This is a genomic window from Comamonas testosteroni, assembly GCF_014076415.1.
Classification (GTDB): Bacteria; Pseudomonadota; Gammaproteobacteria; order Burkholderiales; family Burkholderiaceae_C; genus Comamonas; species Comamonas testosteroni_F.
Genome location: NZ_CP043568.1, coordinates 4691257 through 4708216 on the forward strand (window position 1 = coordinate 4691257; position 16960 = coordinate 4708216).

The 16960-nt window shown below is 62.8% G+C and carries 14 protein-coding genes and 1 tRNA gene; all 15 read right to left on the reverse strand.

The genetic code is table 11. The features are described from left to right. Positions 1 to 1959 carry an ABC transporter permease gene (locus F0P97_RS21630; protein ID WP_269780059.1) on the reverse strand — a complete coding sequence of 653 codons (1959 nt, stop codon included), beginning with the start codon at positions 1957 to 1959 and terminating at the stop codon, positions 1 to 3. A gap of 5 nt (positions 1960 to 1964) precedes the next feature. Continuing rightward, the gene (locus tag F0P97_RS21635) at positions 1965 to 3146 is read right to left on the reverse strand and encodes an efflux RND transporter periplasmic adaptor subunit (protein ID WP_182284117.1); all 1182 of its coding nucleotides are present in this window, start codon (positions 3144 to 3146) and stop codon (positions 1965 to 1967) included. A 109-nt stretch (positions 3147 to 3255) separates the two neighbouring features. After that, positions 3256 to 3597 (reverse strand): DUF3325 domain-containing protein, encoded by a 342-nt coding sequence (locus F0P97_RS21640; RefSeq protein ID WP_182284119.1) that lies wholly within the window; start codon positions 3595 to 3597, stop codon positions 3256 to 3258. Continuing rightward, positions 3594 to 5330 carry a PepSY-associated TM helix domain-containing protein gene (locus F0P97_RS21645; protein WP_182284121.1) on the reverse strand — a complete coding sequence of 579 codons (1737 nt, stop codon included), beginning with the start codon at positions 5328 to 5330 and terminating at the stop codon, positions 3594 to 3596. The genes F0P97_RS21640 and F0P97_RS21645 overlap by 4 nt, the downstream gene beginning before the upstream one ends. Beyond that, a complete protein-coding gene (locus F0P97_RS21650) occupies positions 5330 to 5623 on the reverse strand; it encodes a hypothetical protein (RefSeq protein WP_182284123.1) in 294 nt (97 codons plus the stop codon). Before F0P97_RS21650 ends, F0P97_RS21645 begins: the two co-directional genes overlap by 1 nt. Before the next feature lie 12 nt (positions 5624 to 5635). Further along, complete coding sequence (locus F0P97_RS21655) at positions 5636 to 7858, reverse strand: TonB-dependent siderophore receptor (protein ID WP_182284125.1); 2223 nt, start codon at positions 7856 to 7858, stop codon at positions 5636 to 5638. Positions 7859 to 8371: 513 nt separating this feature from the next. Beyond that, positions 8372 to 8448, reverse strand: a tRNA-Gln gene (locus F0P97_RS21660). A gap of 99 nt (positions 8449 to 8547) precedes the next feature. Then, positions 8548 to 9534 carry a tripartite tricarboxylate transporter substrate binding protein gene (locus F0P97_RS21665; RefSeq protein WP_182284127.1) on the reverse strand — a complete coding sequence of 329 codons (987 nt, stop codon included), beginning with the start codon at positions 9532 to 9534 and terminating at the stop codon, positions 8548 to 8550. A gap of 68 nt (positions 9535 to 9602) precedes the next feature. After that, positions 9603 to 10532, reverse strand: a complete 930-nt coding sequence (locus F0P97_RS21670) for a 2-hydroxyacid dehydrogenase (RefSeq protein WP_182284129.1) — start codon at positions 10530 to 10532, stop codon at positions 9603 to 9605. A 7-nt stretch (positions 10533 to 10539) separates the two neighbouring features. Beyond that, positions 10540 to 11310, reverse strand: a complete 771-nt coding sequence (locus F0P97_RS21675) for a class II aldolase/adducin family protein (RefSeq protein WP_182284131.1) — start codon at positions 11308 to 11310, stop codon at positions 10540 to 10542. Between the two features lie 42 nt (positions 11311 to 11352). Next, complete coding sequence (locus F0P97_RS21680; RefSeq protein ID WP_182284133.1) at positions 11353 to 12897, reverse strand: class I adenylate-forming enzyme family protein; 1545 nt, start codon at positions 12895 to 12897, stop codon at positions 11353 to 11355. 87 nt (positions 12898 to 12984) lie between these two features. Then, complete coding sequence (locus F0P97_RS21685) at positions 12985 to 13971, reverse strand: tripartite tricarboxylate transporter substrate binding protein (RefSeq protein WP_182284135.1); 987 nt, start codon at positions 13969 to 13971, stop codon at positions 12985 to 12987. 111 nt (positions 13972 to 14082) lie between these two features. Beyond that, on the reverse strand, positions 14083 to 15027 hold the full coding sequence (locus F0P97_RS21690) for an electron transfer flavoprotein subunit alpha/FixB family protein (RefSeq protein ID WP_182284137.1): 945 nt from the start codon (positions 15025 to 15027) through the stop codon (positions 14083 to 14085). A gap of 154 nt (positions 15028 to 15181) precedes the next feature. Continuing rightward, positions 15182 to 15946, reverse strand: a complete 765-nt coding sequence (locus tag F0P97_RS21695; protein ID WP_182284139.1) for an electron transfer flavoprotein subunit beta/FixA family protein — start codon at positions 15944 to 15946, stop codon at positions 15182 to 15184. A gap of 36 nt (positions 15947 to 15982) precedes the next feature. Further along, positions 15983 to 16957, reverse strand: a complete 975-nt coding sequence (locus F0P97_RS21700; protein ID WP_182284141.1) for an NAD(P)H-dependent flavin oxidoreductase — start codon at positions 16955 to 16957, stop codon at positions 15983 to 15985. Positions 16958 to 16960 lie beyond the last annotated feature (3 nt).

Here is a 16960-nt window from a genome sequence, read left to right on the forward strand (position 1 = left end):
CTACTCTCCCGCCAATGCTCGCACGGGCTCCAGACGCGCCGCCGTCCGGGCAGGCATGAAGCCAAAAACCAGGCCGGTGAACACCGCACAGGCAAATGCCCCCAACATGGCTTTCACCGAAAAAATCACAGGTACGCCCGAGACAAGAAGCGTCATCCCGATGCCCAGCCCCACAAGCAGACCAACGCCTCCACCCACAATGGTCACCATGCTGGCTTCCGTCAGGAATTGGCGCAGGATGTCACGCTGGCGAGCCCCAACCGCCATGCGAATGCCTATCTCCCTGGTCCGCTCGCGCACCGTCATCAGCATCACGTTCATGACTCCGATACCGCCGACCACCAGCGAAACTGCTGCAATCAGCCCCAGCATCACGGCCATGCTCTGGCGAGTTGCTGCTTCGGCCTGAATACGAGCTGCTGCATTGCCGATGCCAAAGTCTTCCCGACCCCCGTGCCGCGCCAGCAGAAGGCTGCGGATCGATCCCTCGGCTTCATGGACCAGCTCCGAGGAGCTGGCCTCCACAACCACGTAATCGGGCTGTGTCTGCGCTTGATAGACTCTCGCGCGCCCCGACTGATAGGGAATGAAGACCATGTCGTCATAGTCCTGGGCGCCGGAGTCAGCCCCACGCTCGCTCATGACGCCGATGACTTCGAACGCCGAGTTCCCGATGATCAGCTGCAGCCCCAGGGGATTGGCCACCTCCGGGAAAAAATGCTGGTGCGCCTTGTGGCCTATCACCACCAGCGGAGCCAGATCGCGGTCCTCCACATCCGTGAAGTAACGCCCCTGGGCCACCCTCCAGTGGTGAACCAGCGGCATCTCCTGGCTGGCTGCAAACACATAGACCTGCTTGTCGGCCTTGCCATAGCGCACCGTGACAGGGTCTCCGATGACGGGCATGACTCTGCGTATCGCCGGCAACTCCCGCATGGCGGCCAGATCGTCTTCGGTGATCTGGCCCGCTGGTCCACCGCTGGCCGGTGGTTTGCTGCCCATATAGAGAATGGCTGTTCCCATGGTGCCCATCTGCTCGACCACTTTGCGCCGTGCGCCTTCACCGATGGCCAGCATGACGATCACCGAGGCCACACCGATCACGATGCCCAGCAAGGTCAGACTGGTGCGTACCCGGTTCATGCGCATGCCCCGCCAGGCACTGCGTGCAGCTTCGGAAATCTCAGCCACCCAGGATATTGCCGACGTTGCGGTGTTGCGCTGCGGGGTCAGCGGAGGCACCTCTGCTCGGCTCTGAATACCATCGGGAGCGCTGTCATTGACGACGCGTCCATCGCTGATTTCGATGACACGCCTTGCCTGAGCCGCAACGTCGCGATCATGCGTAATCACAATGATGGTGTGTCCCGCATCTGCCAGCTCGCGCAGCAAAGCCATCACCTCGGCGCCACTATGCGAGTCAAGAGCCCCGGTCGGCTCATCGGCCAGGATGATGTGGCCGCCGTTCATCAACGCCCGCGCAATGGACACGCGCTGCTGCTGACCGCCCGACAGCTGGTTGGGACGATTGCCCAGACGCGCCCCCAGCCCCAGAAGCTTGAGCAGGAGCAGGGCTCTTTGCACCCGCTGCTCCTTGGCCAGGCCTGCGTATATCGCAGGCATCTGCACGTTCTCCGAGGCACTTTCACTGGGAATCAGGTGATAGCCCTGAAACACGAAACCGAAGGCTTCGCGACGTAGCCAGGCCAGGGCATCCGAGTCCAGCGTGGACACATCCTTGCCTTGAAATTGATAGCAACCTTCGCTCGGTTTATCAAGGCAACCCAGGATATTCATCAAGGTGGACTTACCCGAACCGGAGCTGCCGACGACGGCCACATACTCTCCCGCGCGAATATCAAGATCAATGCCGTGCAACACGGTCACCGACGGCTGCTCGCCCACTCCGCCATAGTGCTTGCGAATGCCACGCAGCGAAATCAGCGGAACCTGATCCATCGCACTCACCATTGCAGCCACCGCAGACCGCCAGGAATCAGGGTTTCGCCGACGATGACCCGCTCGCCCTCAGCCACGCCGTCGAGCACCTGCACCTGATGGCGACTTCGTACTCCGAGCTTCACGTTTCGCTGCTCAGGCTGCCGCTTGGCTGTCAGCACCCGAACGCTCTGCGATTGCTGATCTTTCTCAGACTGAAGAGCTGTCAATGGAACCGTCAAGGCCTGCTGCGCACTGCCGGTCACAAAGACCACCTGGGCCGTCATTTGCGGCAGCAGTTCCGCGTCCTGGTTATCCACATCGAACAATGCGGTATAGGTCACGGCCTTGGTGGCCACCGCAGGTGCCGCCGCATTGCCTGCGGCGGGGGCAACGCTGGCCGGCGGCGCAGGCAGCACCTGCCTCACCCGGCTGTTCCACCGGCGCGCCTGTTCCTGACCTGCACTCCCCAGAGTCGTGAAATACACGGACATGTCCGCTCTCACGCGCCGCACGTCGGCCTCCGATACATCCGTCCAGACCGTCATGGCAGTCAGATCGGCGATGCGCAAAATATTGGGTGTCTGATAGGTCGCATTCAGGGTCTGCCCTTCACGTGCATCGACGGACACCACCGTACCGGACATCGGTGCATAGATGCTGGTATAGCCCAGACGCGCTTCGTCAGCCTTGAGGCTGGCCTGTGTTTGCTGCATCTGAGCCTTGAGATGGTCGATGCGCGCCGCAGCCCCGGCGACCTGGGCCTCGGCAATCTGCACATCCTCCTGCCTTGTGGCCTCTTCGGCGGCCAGTTGCTGCTGTCGTTTCAACTGCTGACCTGCAAGCTTCAGCTGCGCCTGCTGCTCCGCGATCTGGGCCCGCAGGCTCGCCAGCGATGCTCTGCCTGCATCCACCGTGGCGCGCTGCACGCTGGGGTCGATCTCCACCAGCAATGCACCTTTCTCGACCCTGGCTCCTGGACTGACCAGCAAACGGGTGATCTGGCCCGAAACCTGGGCCCCTACATCCACATAGGTTCTGGGCTGCAAAGTACCGATGGCAGTGACGGTGGACTCCACATCGCCGCGCTGCACCGCAACACTTTGGTACTCGACCCTGGGCCGACTCCCCCACCACAAGGCAATACCTGCAGCACAGACCAGCAGCAGCCCGAGGCTGCCCCAGCGTTTGATTTGTCCGACCGTCATGAACGTTGCACTTTCCAGAAAACAATTCGCAGTCGCTGCTGAAACCCATGGCCACGGCATGAATTGGAGCGATTGAAGATCAGAAGCCTTGCGGGCTTCAAGGGATCCGTCACCAGAGGCAGCTGACGCCCCCCAGCAGCACCGTCACGGCGGCTGCAACAGCCAGGTGTCGAGCCGACCAGGAAAGCCCCGCGACCGTCGCGAGAGCCCCCAGACTCCAGAAGCCCAGCACGAGCAAGGTGCTGGCCGTTGCACTCCATCCGCGGATGCTCGGTAGCCAGACGGCCAGCAAAAGCAGTCCCCCCAACACACGCAGCGCCATACGATGCGCTGCCGGCACCTCGTCCAGAGATGCCAATTGCGCGTAATGGCGGTCCATGGCAAAAGCGAGAGCCGTCATGCCTCCCATCGAAAGAGCAAAGGCCTGCAAGGATGACTGCCACAAGGTCATGACAGGCTCCCCTGCTTCGCGGCACTTGCATCCGCAGCCACAGGCAGGTCTCTCGACAATTCACGAGCCGACAGTTCACGAGCCATTTGCTTTCGCGCAGGCTTCAGGTTCGATGCCTTGCGCATCCAGGCCCAGGCAGCAGCCGCCGCCACTCCGACAGCAACGGCGAAAAGCTCTACCCCCGCGCTCTCCCAGTCACCATCGAGAAGGTATGCAGCAAGTTGCTCTCCAGTCGTCACGAGATTCAGCAAGGGCAACAGAAGACAAAGCACAGCCAGCGCTGCCATCTGATCACGCCATGCCAGTGGCGGCGACCTCAGCAGCGCATGTGTGAGAGCCAGAATCCACAGCGCAAAGAACACCACCAACTCCCATCTGGAGCGTTGCGAGATTTCGACAGGCAGCAAGCGATTGGCCCACAAAAATCCCACACAGGCGATGCCCAGTCCCGTGATGGCCGCCACATTCGCTGCTTCAATCATCCGGTAGACCGCGGAGGTGCTGGAGCCAAACTCCCCATGATGCTTGGCGCGCCGTTTGACCATGAAGAGAATCGCCCCCGTGGCCATCATGGCGCTTCCGGCCAGCCCGAAAATGAAGTACAGCCACTTCAGCGGTCGCCCGCCATAAGTCGCCATATGCATCCCGCCGATCACCGATTGCGTAAGCGATGCCGCACCGCCATCCACACCTCCTGGCAAGCGCAACTGCTGCAACTCTCCAGTGGCGGCCGAGAACATGGCCATGCCGCTGCTGGGGCTGAGACGCTTGCTCAGATCGTCGGCTTCATTCCATCCGTAAATGCCGATGCGTGCAGCTTCATCGCCCGGGTAATCAATCACCACCACTCGCACCGCTTGCCCGATCAAGGCCTGCCCGCGCAGCACGAAGGACTCCAGATCCGGTACGGGCATGGCCTGACCCGAACGCTGTGGCTTGCCTGGTTCATTCAGCGCCACCTGGAAAGACTTGACGGCTTCGGCACTGCTGCCGAAGTAGGCCGCAATGCCGGCAGGCATGAAGGTCGCGCAGGATATGGCGATGCCTGTATAGGCGATCATGAGCAGGAAAGGAAGCGTCAGCACCGCCACGGCGTTGTGCATGTCCAGCCAGCTTCTCTGCCCTTTGCGAGCGCGGAAGGTGAAGAAGTCCTTGAAGATTCGTCTATGGGTAATCACTCCGCTGACCAGTGCCACCAGCATGGCAAGCGCGGCGATGCCCACAATCCAGAGTCCGAGCTGTCCTGCATGCAGCTGATAGTGGAAATCCACGAAATGATGGCCACCCAGTGTCTGGCGCACCTTGGGAACGTCAGCGGCATCCATGGCACTGCCGGACTTCGGGTCCAGCTGGGCCGCCGCATACTGTCCCTCGTGATCGAACCAGTAGACGCGTAAATCCCCGCCCCCTTGGGAGTCTGCAGGCCACAGCTCCCACATGTCTGCGCCAGGGTGCTGCCGCTCCATATAGGCCATGCCCCATTGCAGACGCTGGTTCAGGGAAGACTGCGCTTGCGGCACAGTACCCGCCTGCCTGGCCTCTGCTTGTTCATGGGCATGATGCTCGGGGGTCATCCAATGGGTGATGGGCTCCTCGAAGACGGCCAGGGTCCCCGTCAGAAAAACGGCATACAGCAGCCAGGAGAACCACAGGCCGCACCAGGTATGCAACCATGCCTGTGCCTGCCGGAAGCTGCCTTTGCCTGCGCCCGATTCCTTCTTTGCCGGCTGCATCAGCGTCCCTTCAGAAAGATCAACGCTGCGGTGCCAAGAAGCATGCCGATCATCACGATGCCCAGCACGCCCCATATCCGCCGTGGCGATGCCGGAGAAAAAGCCCAAATCACGGCAGCCACGTACCAGAGCCAGCTGGACTGCATGCCCCCCAGAATGGTCTCCACACGAGATTGACTCATCGCACCACATAAAACCACCCAGGCACTGGAGACGGCATAGCCTCCCAGCACTGCAGCAGCCAGACGCGATCCCAGTCCCCAGTCAGAGCGACACCCATCAGATTGCGACATTGCCACGCCCCGTCAGAAACGGCCCTTGAGCGACACGGTAACCGTACGCTTTTCGCCGTAGAAGTTGCCGTAACCCGCATAGCCGACCGTGCTGTAGTAAGTCTTGTCAAACAAGTTCCCCACATTCATCGCAAGGCTCCAATCCTTGTTGAACGCATAGGCCACACGAGCCGACCAGATGGCATAACCCGGGGAAGTGAAGTTGTACGGCGTCCAGGCTCCGTCATAACGGCCCGTTGCCGGGTTGTAAGCGCTGATGCCCGAAGCCCGGTAGTTCGAGCTCTGCGCCACCACACCGCCGCCCACGCTCCAGCCGCGCAAATCGCCGCTCAAGCGATAGTCCGCCCAGGCCTTGAACAGATGGCGCGGCGTGACCGTGCTGAACTGGGCGCTGTCCTTGCGTCTGTCTTCATTGCTGTTGTAGGTATAGCCCACCGCCAGCTGGAGATTGGGAGTGATTCGCCCCGTCATCTCCAGATCGATGCCCTGGCTCAGCTTGAAGCCGTCGCGGAAGTAGCAGCAACCGCCGCGCCAATCGGTCTGGGGGTAAGCGGGGTCGTAAACGGCCTCGCCTTTTTTATCAGTACGAAACAATGCCGCACTGGCAATCAGATTGGGGGTCAGCTCGCTTTTGACACCCAGCTCGTAGGTACGACCACGCACCGGATCAAGAGGCGTTCCAGGTAGCGGTGCAGAGAATTTTCCGGCCTGAGACTGATAGATCTCGGCGGTGCTGAAATACAGATTGGTGGACCTGGTCAGCTCATGCATCAGCCCCATATAGGGCACAAAGACATTCGACTCCCGGCTGCTGGCCGTGAGCGCACCGTTCATGTCATGCTGGGTATTGCGATCCTGCAGCACATAGCGTCCGCCAAGCACCACGGACCAACGCTCCACGGGACGTAGACGAACGGAGCCATAGAGGCCGCTCTTTTGCGTCTTGGTCTGCGAGCCACTGGTCCAGTCACCGAGCGGATAACCGGGGTCCTGCGGTGGAATCCGGTTGAATACGTCGGCCGGCCCCACTCTGGGCCACAGACTTCGATTGGTATTGCTGTTGCGGTGCTGATCGAAACCCAGGATCACATCGTGGCGCTGACCCAGGGCATCAAAGCTGCCCTGCAAATTGATATCGAAGCTGGTTTCACGCTCGCGTGACTTGGCTTGATGGATCCACCAGTCCGCCCCCTGCAGCGTGACGGGATCCGGCGAACTTTCGATCTCTGCGCCGTTCACGCCTTCATTGAAGCGGGTGTATCTGAGCTGGGTCTTGAGCAGCCAGTCGTTGCCGAGCTGCTGCTCCAGCTTGGCAAAGACCGTGGTGTTTTCGCGATTGATCCAGTTCCAGGGCGCGCCAAAGTTGGTATTGCGCGCAAAGCCGATATCGCTGCCGTCCGCATAGCGCGGCAGGCTGGCATTGAAGCCCGTATTTCTGTCTTTCTGATAGCTGGCCCCCAGCGTGGCAACCGTGCTGGACGTCAGGTCCATCTCCAGCGCCCCATACAACATCTGCCGCTTGAGCTTGGATGGCGCGGCCATTTCCTTGCGGTCATGGTTCACGGCCACGAAACGGCCACGCAGAGTTCCGCTTTCGTTCAACGCCCCCGTGGTGTCGAGCTCAGCGCGATAGTTGCTCATGGTTCCGCCGGAAAGCAGCACCTGCGTCTGACGTTTGGCCTGTGGCCTTTTGTAGGTGAAGTTCAGAACCCCACCAGCCTCACCTGCACCAAACAGGCCGTCGGCCCCGCGCAGCACACTGACGCTGTCGAACTGCGCCATGTCCAGGCTGCGACTGCCCGAGCGAGAGGAGCTGGCAGCACCGCCATCAAACCGGAAATTGGTGATATTCATGCCGCGGGACAGATAGGTCGTATCCAGCCAGGTCTCTTCGCGAGTGATTCCGGTGGTGTAGTTCATCACATCATCGAGCGTGCGCATGGCCTGATCGTCCATGCGCTGACGGGTTACCACCGTCACCGACTGCGGAACTTCACGCAGCGACTGCGCCGCCTTGCCGACCTCCACTCCGCCAGCCACATAGGAGTCCCTGGACTCTCCATATACATTGGGAATAGCCTTCTCCTGCACGGTCACTTCCGCAAGTGTCGATGCAGCATCCTCCTGTGCATGGCTGACAAAGGGCAGCAGGCAGACCACACTGACGGCCGCAGCCGTGGCGTGAAGACGAAATGGCAAAGCCCCGACTACGGGGCAAAACGAACGTTCCAGCATGAGCGTTTCAAAGAAAAACCAGGGTGCTTTCTTCAGGCAAGAAGTGCCGAAGAACAAATGACGCTGTGGCTGGAACGGAGATACCGTATAGGGGCTGGCAGCAAAGAAACATAACGAGAATCAATCTCAGTTCTATTTCTTCGCGGATTGTAAAGCTCAGGTAAAAAAAATACCACTGTTTTGTAAAACAGTAGCTCCTGTCTCTGCCGATGTATCGCTGCGCATCTGCCAGCCTGTTGTCTGACCGATATACAGCTGATGCTATTTACACACCGGCATCAAGCTGGCGTCACTGCCGCAACGATGCGGTCTGGCGCTACGTGGCGCCTCGCCCGGCGAGGTTCCGATTGATAAGTGGATTTTTGCGAAATGCCCCGTGCTTCTGGCGCATAGAAGATACATGGCATGAGCGTCACTCAATGGAGATCGCAGGCCCGCCTCCAAAGATGGCAGATGCGCATCGTGCACAAAGAAAAAGCCCCGGCTGCATAAACAACCGGGGCTTTTATATCTTGGCAGGGGAAGAAGGATTCGAACCTTCGCATGCTGGAATCAAAATCCAGTGCCTTAACCAGCTTGGCGACTCCCCTAAAGAGAAAGCGATTATAGCGCGGTTTTCTCAACTTTGAGAGAACTCCGGCGATCAGGGCCTGAAGGCGAAAATGCTCAGTGCCTGCCAGGTGCTTCCATCAGTCCAGCGTGACCTTGGCCTCGCGAATGACCTTGCCCCATTTGGCAGTTTCGGCGGCGATGAAACGATCGCACTCCTCCGGCGTCGAACCTTCTGCAAACGTGCCCATGGTCTGCTGCATGCGCTGGGAAATCTCAGGACTGCGAATGATGCGAGTGACTTCGGCGGACATGCGCTGCACGATCTCCTTGGGCACTCCTGCCGGTGCAATCATTGCTGCCCAGGTGCTGCCCATCAGGTCGGGGATGCCTTGCTCGGCAAATGTCGGTACATCGGGCAAAACAGCCAGTCGCTTGTCGCTGGCAACGCCAATCAGACGAATGCGACCTGCCTTGGCAGGCTGGATCAGATTGGGCGGAGGATCGAGGAACAACTGGATCTGACCGCCCATGAGGTCGGTCAGTGCCGGTGCGGCCCCCTTGTAGGGCACATGGGTCATATCCGTCTTGGTCAGCAGCTTCATCAACTCGGTTGTCAGATGCGCGCTGGAGCCGCTTCCCGAGGAGCCAAAGCTGACCTTGCCAGGATGTGCCTTGGCATAGTCAATCAGCTCCCGCGTGGTCTTGAACGGAGCATTGATGGACACTGCTGCAACCAGGGGCGAGATTCCCATCAGAGACACGCCGACCAGATCCTTGCCGGGGTTGTAGGGCAGCTTGGGATACAGCGTGGTGTTGGCCGCATAGGCGGCAATCACCACTCCGAACGTGTAGCCATCAGGTGCGGACTTGGCCACCTGATCCACACCGATGAGACTGTTCGCGCCGGGCTTGTTGTCTATGACTATGGGTTGGCCCAGCGCTTTCTGCAAACCCACTTGCAGCAGACGAGCCATCTGGTCGGTGAAGCCGCCCGCCGTGTAGGGAACGACGATGCGTATGGGTTTGGAGGGCCAGGGGCTCTGAGCCCAGACCGAGGGAGCCAGCATGGCGGCGCCGGCTGCGGCGCTTGATTGAAGAAAGCTGCGGCGAGATGTCGAAGGCATGAATGTCTCTTGGTTCTTGCAAGGATAAAGCGCCGCGCGGCAGCGCGACAGGGAAGGGAATATACGTCTCAGTATCCGCGGGTCACGTCCACCAGGTTGAGCAAGGGCTCGCCCGCACGCAGGCGGCGCAGATTCTCCAGGCACTGGCGGGCCACGGTATCGGCCGAGGCCTGGGCCGCAATATGCGGAGTGACAAAGGCCTTGGGGTGCCCCCACACCTTGTTGCCGGGCTGGGGCGGCTCCTCGCGCAGCACGTCCAGCGCGGCGCCGGCCAGATGGCCTTCGTCGAGCAGGGCCAGCAGGTCGTCTTCCTCCACCTGCTCGCCGCGCCCCACGTTGATGAAGTAGGCGCCACGTGGCAGCAGGGACAGGGTGCGGCGGTCCAGCAGGTCGCGCGTCTCGGGCGTGAGCGGCAAGGCGCAGACCAGGATGTCGCTGCCGGACAGCAGCAGCTGCAGACCCTCGGCACCGCTGTGCGTGGCCAGGCCTGCAATGCTCTTGGCGCCGCGGCTCCAGCCTGCGACGGGGTAGCCGATGGCCTGCATGGCGCCAGCCACGAAGCGGCCGACCTCGCCCAGGCCCAGGATGCCCACGCGGCAGTCTGCGCTGGCGCGTACGGGGCGGCGCAGCCAGTCGCCGGCCTGCTGCTGGCGCGCGAACAGGTCCAGCTCGCGCGTGTGGCGCAGCGCCGTGCCGACCACATACTGGGCAATCTCCACATGCTGCTGCGGATCGACCGTGCGCGCCACGGGCAGGCCGGCCGGCAGGTCGGGCACGGCCAGCAGCTTGTCCACGCCCGCGCTGGGCGCGCACAGCAGCTTCAGGCCCGGATAGGCCGGCAGCACGCCCGGCTTGAGGCTCCAGGCGAGCATGGCCTCGACCGCATCGGCCGGTGCTTCGTCGCGATGGGCCCAGACCTGTACGTCGGGCGCCAGCGCTCGCAGCGAATCGACGATGGGTGCGCCCATGCTCGGGTGGATGTTGACCAGGATTCCCATGTTTCTATCAGTCCTTGTAACTTGGATCGAGACGGTCCAGGCGGCGCAGCAGGCCGGGCCAGGCGAGGCCTGCGCCCTTGCCCTTGGTGACCTGGCGCGACTGGTTGACCGCATCGGCAATGATGGTCTGCGGGATACGCATCAGCTCGCTGCCGCCCGACTGCGCGAGGATCTGGATGCGGCAGGCCGACTCCAGCGTGTACATGGCCAGCACGGCCTCGGCCACGCTTCGGCCGCAGGTCAGCAGCCCGTGGTTGCGCAGGATGAGGAAGTTGCTCGCACCCAGGTCATCGACCAGGCGCGGCTTCTCGTCATCGCGCAGGGCCACGCCCTCGTAGTCGTGGTAGGCCAGACGCACCAGCGGGAAGATGGACTGCTGCGAGATGGGCAGCAGGCCATCCTTTTGTGCCGACACGGCCACGCCGTAGCGAGTGTGCGTGTGCAGCACGCACTGCACCTCGGGCCGGCCGTCATGGATGGCGCTGTGGATGACGAAGCCGGCGGGGTTGACGTCGTACTCGGTCTCCATCAGCGGCCGGCCCTCGTGGTCCACCTTGACCAAGCTGGACGCAGTGATCTCATCGAACAGCATGCCGTAGGGGTTGATCAGGAACTGGCCGGGCTGGCCCGGCACGCGCGCCGAGATGTGGGTGAAGATCAGGTCGTCCCAGCCGAAGTGGGCAACCAGCCGGTAGGCGGCAGCCAGCTCGACGCGGGTCTGCCACTCTTCGGGCGTCACCTGACGGCGGACCTCGGACATTGTGGTGTCATGGCTCATGGGATTTGTCTCGTGATGGGCATCATGGAATGGAAGACAGGCTCAGCGCCCCGCCGCGTACTGGTCGCGCAGCTCGCGCTTGAGCACTTTGCCAATGGCGCTTCGCGGCAGCTCTGCGATGAAGCGCAGGTCGGCCAGACGCTGGGTCTTGCCGGCTTGCTGGTTGTACCAGCCCATGATCTCCTCGGGCCGGGCCGGCTGGCCCGTGCGCGCCACCACATAGGCCACAGGCGTCTCGCCCCACTGCTCGGAGGGCACGCCGACCACGGCCACGTCGTCCACGGCCGGGTGGGCGCGCAGCTGGGTTTCCAGGTCGCTAGGGTAGATGTTGAAGCCGCCGCTGATGATCATGTCCTTGCGGCGGTCGAACAGGGTCAGGAATCCGTCGGCGTCAAAACGGCCCACATCGCCCGTGCGAATGAAGCGCTTGCCCGTGGCATCGAACCATTCGGCCTCTCGCGTCTTGGCGGGCTGACCGTGGTAGCCGCTCATCATGCTGGCCGAATGGCCCACGACCTCGCCATCCTCGCCCGGGGCGACCTCGCGGCCGTCCTCGTCGATGAGGCGGATGTCATGGCCTTCGGCGGGCCGGCCCACGGTATGCAGCTTGTCCGGGTGCAGATGGGCTTCGAGGATGCAGGTGCCGCCGCCTTCGGTCATGCCGTAGAACTCGGTGAGGCTGCCCGGCCAGCGCGCCACCACATCTGCCTTGAGCTCGGCCCGGAACGGTGCGCTGGTGCAGAACTTGGCCTGAAAGCTCGACAGGTCATGCTCGCTGAACTGAGGCAGCGCCATGATGCGCTGGTACTGCACGGGCACCAGCATGGTGTGGGTGACGCGGTGCTGCTGGGCCAGTTGCAGGTAGCGGGCCGCATCGAACTTGGGCATCAGCACCACGCAGCCGCCACTGCCCAGCGTGGGAAAGAACACCACCAGCGTGGTGTTGGAGTACAGCGGCGTGGCCAGCAGCGTGGTGCCCTCGGGGCCGTAGCCGTAGACGCCGCCCCGGTTGATATGGGTCCAGCGCATGCCGTGCGACTGCACGATGCCCTTGGGCGTGCCCGTGGTGCCCGAGGAATAGATGATGTTGAACGGCGCGGCCGGCTCCACGCTCACGGGCGCGGGCTGCGCGCCTTCGGGCGCCAGCCAGTCGTCAAAGGCCCGGCCGGGAGCGGCGCCATCCAGCGAGATGCATTGCAGGGCGCTGTCGGCAGGCACCAGATCCTGGGCCGCCTTGTCGAGGAACAGGTGACGCGCCTGGGCATCGCGCAGCATGCAAGCCAGGCTCTCGGCTGTGGAGGATGGCGCCAGCGGCGCGACCACCACGCCCGCGCGCAAGGCGCCCAGGAACAGGGCGGCATAGCGCACCGAGTTCAAAGCGCAGATGGCAATGGCCTGACCCGGCAGCACACCTTCGCGCTGCAAGGCTGCGGCCACGCGGTCCATGAGGGCGTCGAGCTGGGCGTAGCTCAGGGTCTGCTGGTCGTCGCGCAGGGCCGCATGGGCAGGCTGCTGGCGCGCATGGCTGCGGATCAGCTCGGCCAGCGTGGTGAAGGGCGCATCGGGCGAAGGCAGGGTAACAGTCATGAGGGGCTCCGTTTCAGGAATTCACGAATCTCAAGCGAACTGCGCCTGCGAGCCCCCGGCCCTGCAGGCGCTTGGGCAGACGGTGGCTTATTTGGCAGCCAGACCCAGGCGGTCGATCAGAGCCTTGTCCTTGGTAAAGGCCTCCCTGGCCCATTGCGCATAGTCGGCGCCCGAGCGGTACCAGACGTCCTGGTTGAGCTGCTTTAGCACCTCGACATGGCGCGGATCGTCCATGGCCTTCTTGAAGGCATCATGCAGCTTGCGCACCACCGCCGGGTCCATGCCCTTGGGGCCGGCCAGACCGTAGGGCGAAGTGGAGACCACGCCATAGCCCAGCTCCTTGGCCGTAGGGACATCGGGCCAGCGCTGGGTGCGCTTTTCGCCAAAGGTCATGAGCAGACGCATCTGGCCGCCATTCACATAGGTGTCCCAGCCCGAGGCATCGCTTTGCGCGGCCACATGACCGCCCAGCAGGGCCTGCTGCAGGTCGGCGTTGCCCTTGAAAGGCACATGATTGAGAGTGACCTTGGCATTCTCGGCCAGTTCCTCCATCAGCAGATGCGGCGAGGAACCTATGCCTGTGGAGCCGTATTCGATCTTGCCGGGAGTCTTGCGTGCGGCGGCAATGTACTCGTTGAAGCTCTTGTAGGGAGAGTCCGAGCGCACCGTGAAACCGAAGGTATATCCCGAGACACCGATGATGTAGGTGAAATCGGTGACCGGGTTCCAGGCGGTTTTTTGCATATGTGCCATGCGCAGCATGGACATGGGGAACTGGGTGATGGTGTAGCCGTCGGGCTTGGCTGTGCGCGCCATGGCGCCGGGACCCAGCGTGCCGCCTGCGCCGGGCTTGTTCTCGACAATGATGGGCTGGCCCAGGTGCTTGCCCGCGATGTCGGCCAGCGTACGCATATGGCGGTCGGTGGGGCCACCGGCCGGGAATGGCACGATCAACGTGACTGGCCGCGCGGGATAGTCGCCGGACTGAGCCCAGGCTGATGCGCCGGTGCCTGCGGCAGTCAAAAAGGCGGCCGCGGCAAGCACCAGGCTGCGGCGGTCAAGGGAAATCTGCATGTCTTGTCTCCTGAATCTCTGAACCAGGTGGGGCCGGGGCACATGCCTTGTGTGCCGCTCTGGCCAGGGCCCGGACACCTGTGTCCGGGCCGCGCATTGCTATGGCAACGCTTAGATCGCCTTCACCAGCTCCGGCACTGCCGTGAACAGATCGGCTTCCAGACCGTAATCGGCCACCGAGAAGATCGGTGCCTCCGGGTCCTTGTTGATCGCCACGATCACCTTGGAGTCCTTCATGCCCGCCAGATGCTGGATCGCTCCCGAGATGCCGCAGGCAATGTACAGCTGCGGCGCCACGATCTTGCCCGTCTGGCCCACCTGCAGGTCGTTGGGCGCGTAGCCCGCATCGACAGCCGCACGGCTGGCACCGATGGCCGCTCCCAGCTTGTCGGCCAGGGGGGTGATCACTTCGGTGAACTTCTCGGCCGAGCCCAGAGCACGGCCGCCGGAGACGATGATCTTCGCTGCCGTCAGTTCGGGACGGTCGCTCTTGGTCACTTCGCTGCCCACAAAGGCGCTCTTGCCGCTGTCGGCCACGGCAGCCGCCGTTTCCACCGCCGCCGAGCCGCCAGTGGCAGCCGCTGCGTCAAAGCCCGTGGTACGCACGGTGATGACCTTGACGGCATCGGCGGACTGCACGGTGGCAATGGCGTTGCCCGCGTAGATGGGGCGCTCGAAGGTGTCGGCGGAGTCGACCTTGGTGATGTCGCTGATCTGGGCCACGTCCAGCTTGGCGGCCACGCGAGGGGCTACGTTCTTGCCCGAGGCGGTCGAGGGGAACAGGATGTGGCTGTAGTTGCCGGCACCATTTCCAGCAAGTGCCAGCACCTGGGCCGCCACGTTCTCGGCCAGGCCGTCCTTGAGGCTGGCGCCGTCGGCATGGATGACCTTGGAGACTCCGGCGATCTGGGCGGCTGCAGCGGCGGCAGCGGCTGCACCTTCGCCAACGACCAGCACATGCACATCACCGCCGCAGGCCTTGGCGGCCGTCACGGTGTTCAGGGTCGCGGTCTTGATCGAAGCGTTGTCGTGTTCTGCAATAACGAGAGAAGTCATTTCAGTCGTCTTTCTCTAAAATTTTTCATGATGCCTGCATCACCCGCGGCCGGCTAATCTGGCGCGGCGCAAGTGCAGGACACCGAGGAAGGGCCGCCCCGCACCGAGGGTGTCGTCCCCCTGCGGGGGATGACGCGAAGCGGCTCAGGGGGCCTTAGATGACCTTCGCTTCGTTTTTCAGCTTGTCGACCAGGGCGGCCACATCGGCCACCTTGACGCCAGCGCCACGCTTGGCAGGCTCGGAGACCTTCACGGTCTTGAGGCGGGGCGTCACGTCCACACCCAGGTCTTCGGGCTTGAAGGTGTCCAGCTGCTTTTTCTTGGCCTTCATGATGTTGGGCAAGGTGACGTAGCGGGGCTCGTTCAGGCGCAGGTCGGTGGTGATGACGGCGGGCGTGGACAGGGCCACGGTTTCCAGGCCGCCGTCCACTTCGCGGGTGACGTTGACCCGGGGCGCGTCAGCCTTGTCGCCGGCGACTTCGACCTTGGAGGCGAAGGTGGCCTGGGGCAGGTCGGCCAGGGCCGCCAGCATCTGGCCGGTCTGGTTGGCATCGTCGTCGATGGCCTGCTTGCCGCAGATGACCAGACCGGGTTGCTCCTTGTCCACCAGGGCCTTGAGCAGCTTGGCCACGGCCAGAGGCTGCAGCTCGACATCGGTCTCGACCAGGATGCCGCGATCGGCACCGATGGCCATGGCCGTGCGCAGGGTTTCCTGGCACTGGGCCACGCCGCAGGAGACGGCGATGACTTCGGTCACCACGCCTTTTTCCTTCAGGCGCACGGCTTCTTCGACGGCGATTTCGTCAAAGGGGTTCATGCTCATCTTGACGTTGGCGATGTCCACACCCGTGCCGTCCGACTTCACGCGGACCTTGACGTTGTAGTCCACGACACGTTTGACGGGTACAAGGATTTTCATGAGAAAGCTCTTTCCTGGTTTTGAAGAGTGAAAGGCTTAGCGGGCCAGACCCGCGAGCCGCTCGTTGATCAGTGCATGGGCCTGGTCCATGATGCCGGCGATCAGTTGCGCCACCGTAGGCACATCGTTGATCAGGCCGGCCACCATGCCGCAGGACCAGACGCCCGCGTCCATGTCGCCGTCGTGCATGATGCGCGGATAGACGCCGGCCACTTCGGGCGCGATGTCGGCAAAGGTGATGGCCGCGCCCAGCTCGCGCTCCTTTTGCAGCAGGCGCTCGGTCGCCGGGTTGGTCAGCACGCGTTCAGTGTTGCGCAGCGGGCGCATGACCAGGCGGGTGTCGAGCTCGCTGGCCGCCACGATGGCCTGCTTGACGTTGGCGTGTACAGGAGCCTCTTTCGTAGCGATGAAGCGCGTGCCCATGTTGATGCCCTCGGCGCCCAGCGCCAGCGCGGCCACCAGCGAGCGGCCGTCTGCCATGCCGCCCGAGGCGACAAAGGGAATCTTCAGCTCTTCTGCCGCGCGCGGCAGCAGGATGAAGTTGGGAATATCGTCCTCGCCCGGATGGCCGCCGCATTCGAAGCCGTCCACGCTGATGGCGTCGCAGCCGATGACCTCGGCCTTGAGCGCATGGCGCACCGAGGTGCACTTGTGAATCACCTTGATGCCGGCTTCCTTGAGCGCGGGCAGCCATTTCTGCGGGTTGTTGCCGGCCGTCTCGACCACCTTGACGCCGCCTTCGATGATGGCCTTGACATAGCCCGGGTAGTCAGGCGGGTTGACCGAGGGCAGAAAGGTCAGGTTGACGCCAAAGGGCTTGTCCGTCATCTCGCGGCAGCGCGCGATCTCGCGTGCCAGCAGCTCGGGCGTGCGCTGGGTCAGGCCCGTGATGATGCCCAGCCCCCCTGCGTTGGAGACGGCAGCGGCCAGCTCGGCCAAGCCTACATGGTGCATGCCTCCCTGGATGATGGGGTGCTCGATGCCAAAGAGTTCGGTGATGCGTGTCTTCATGTC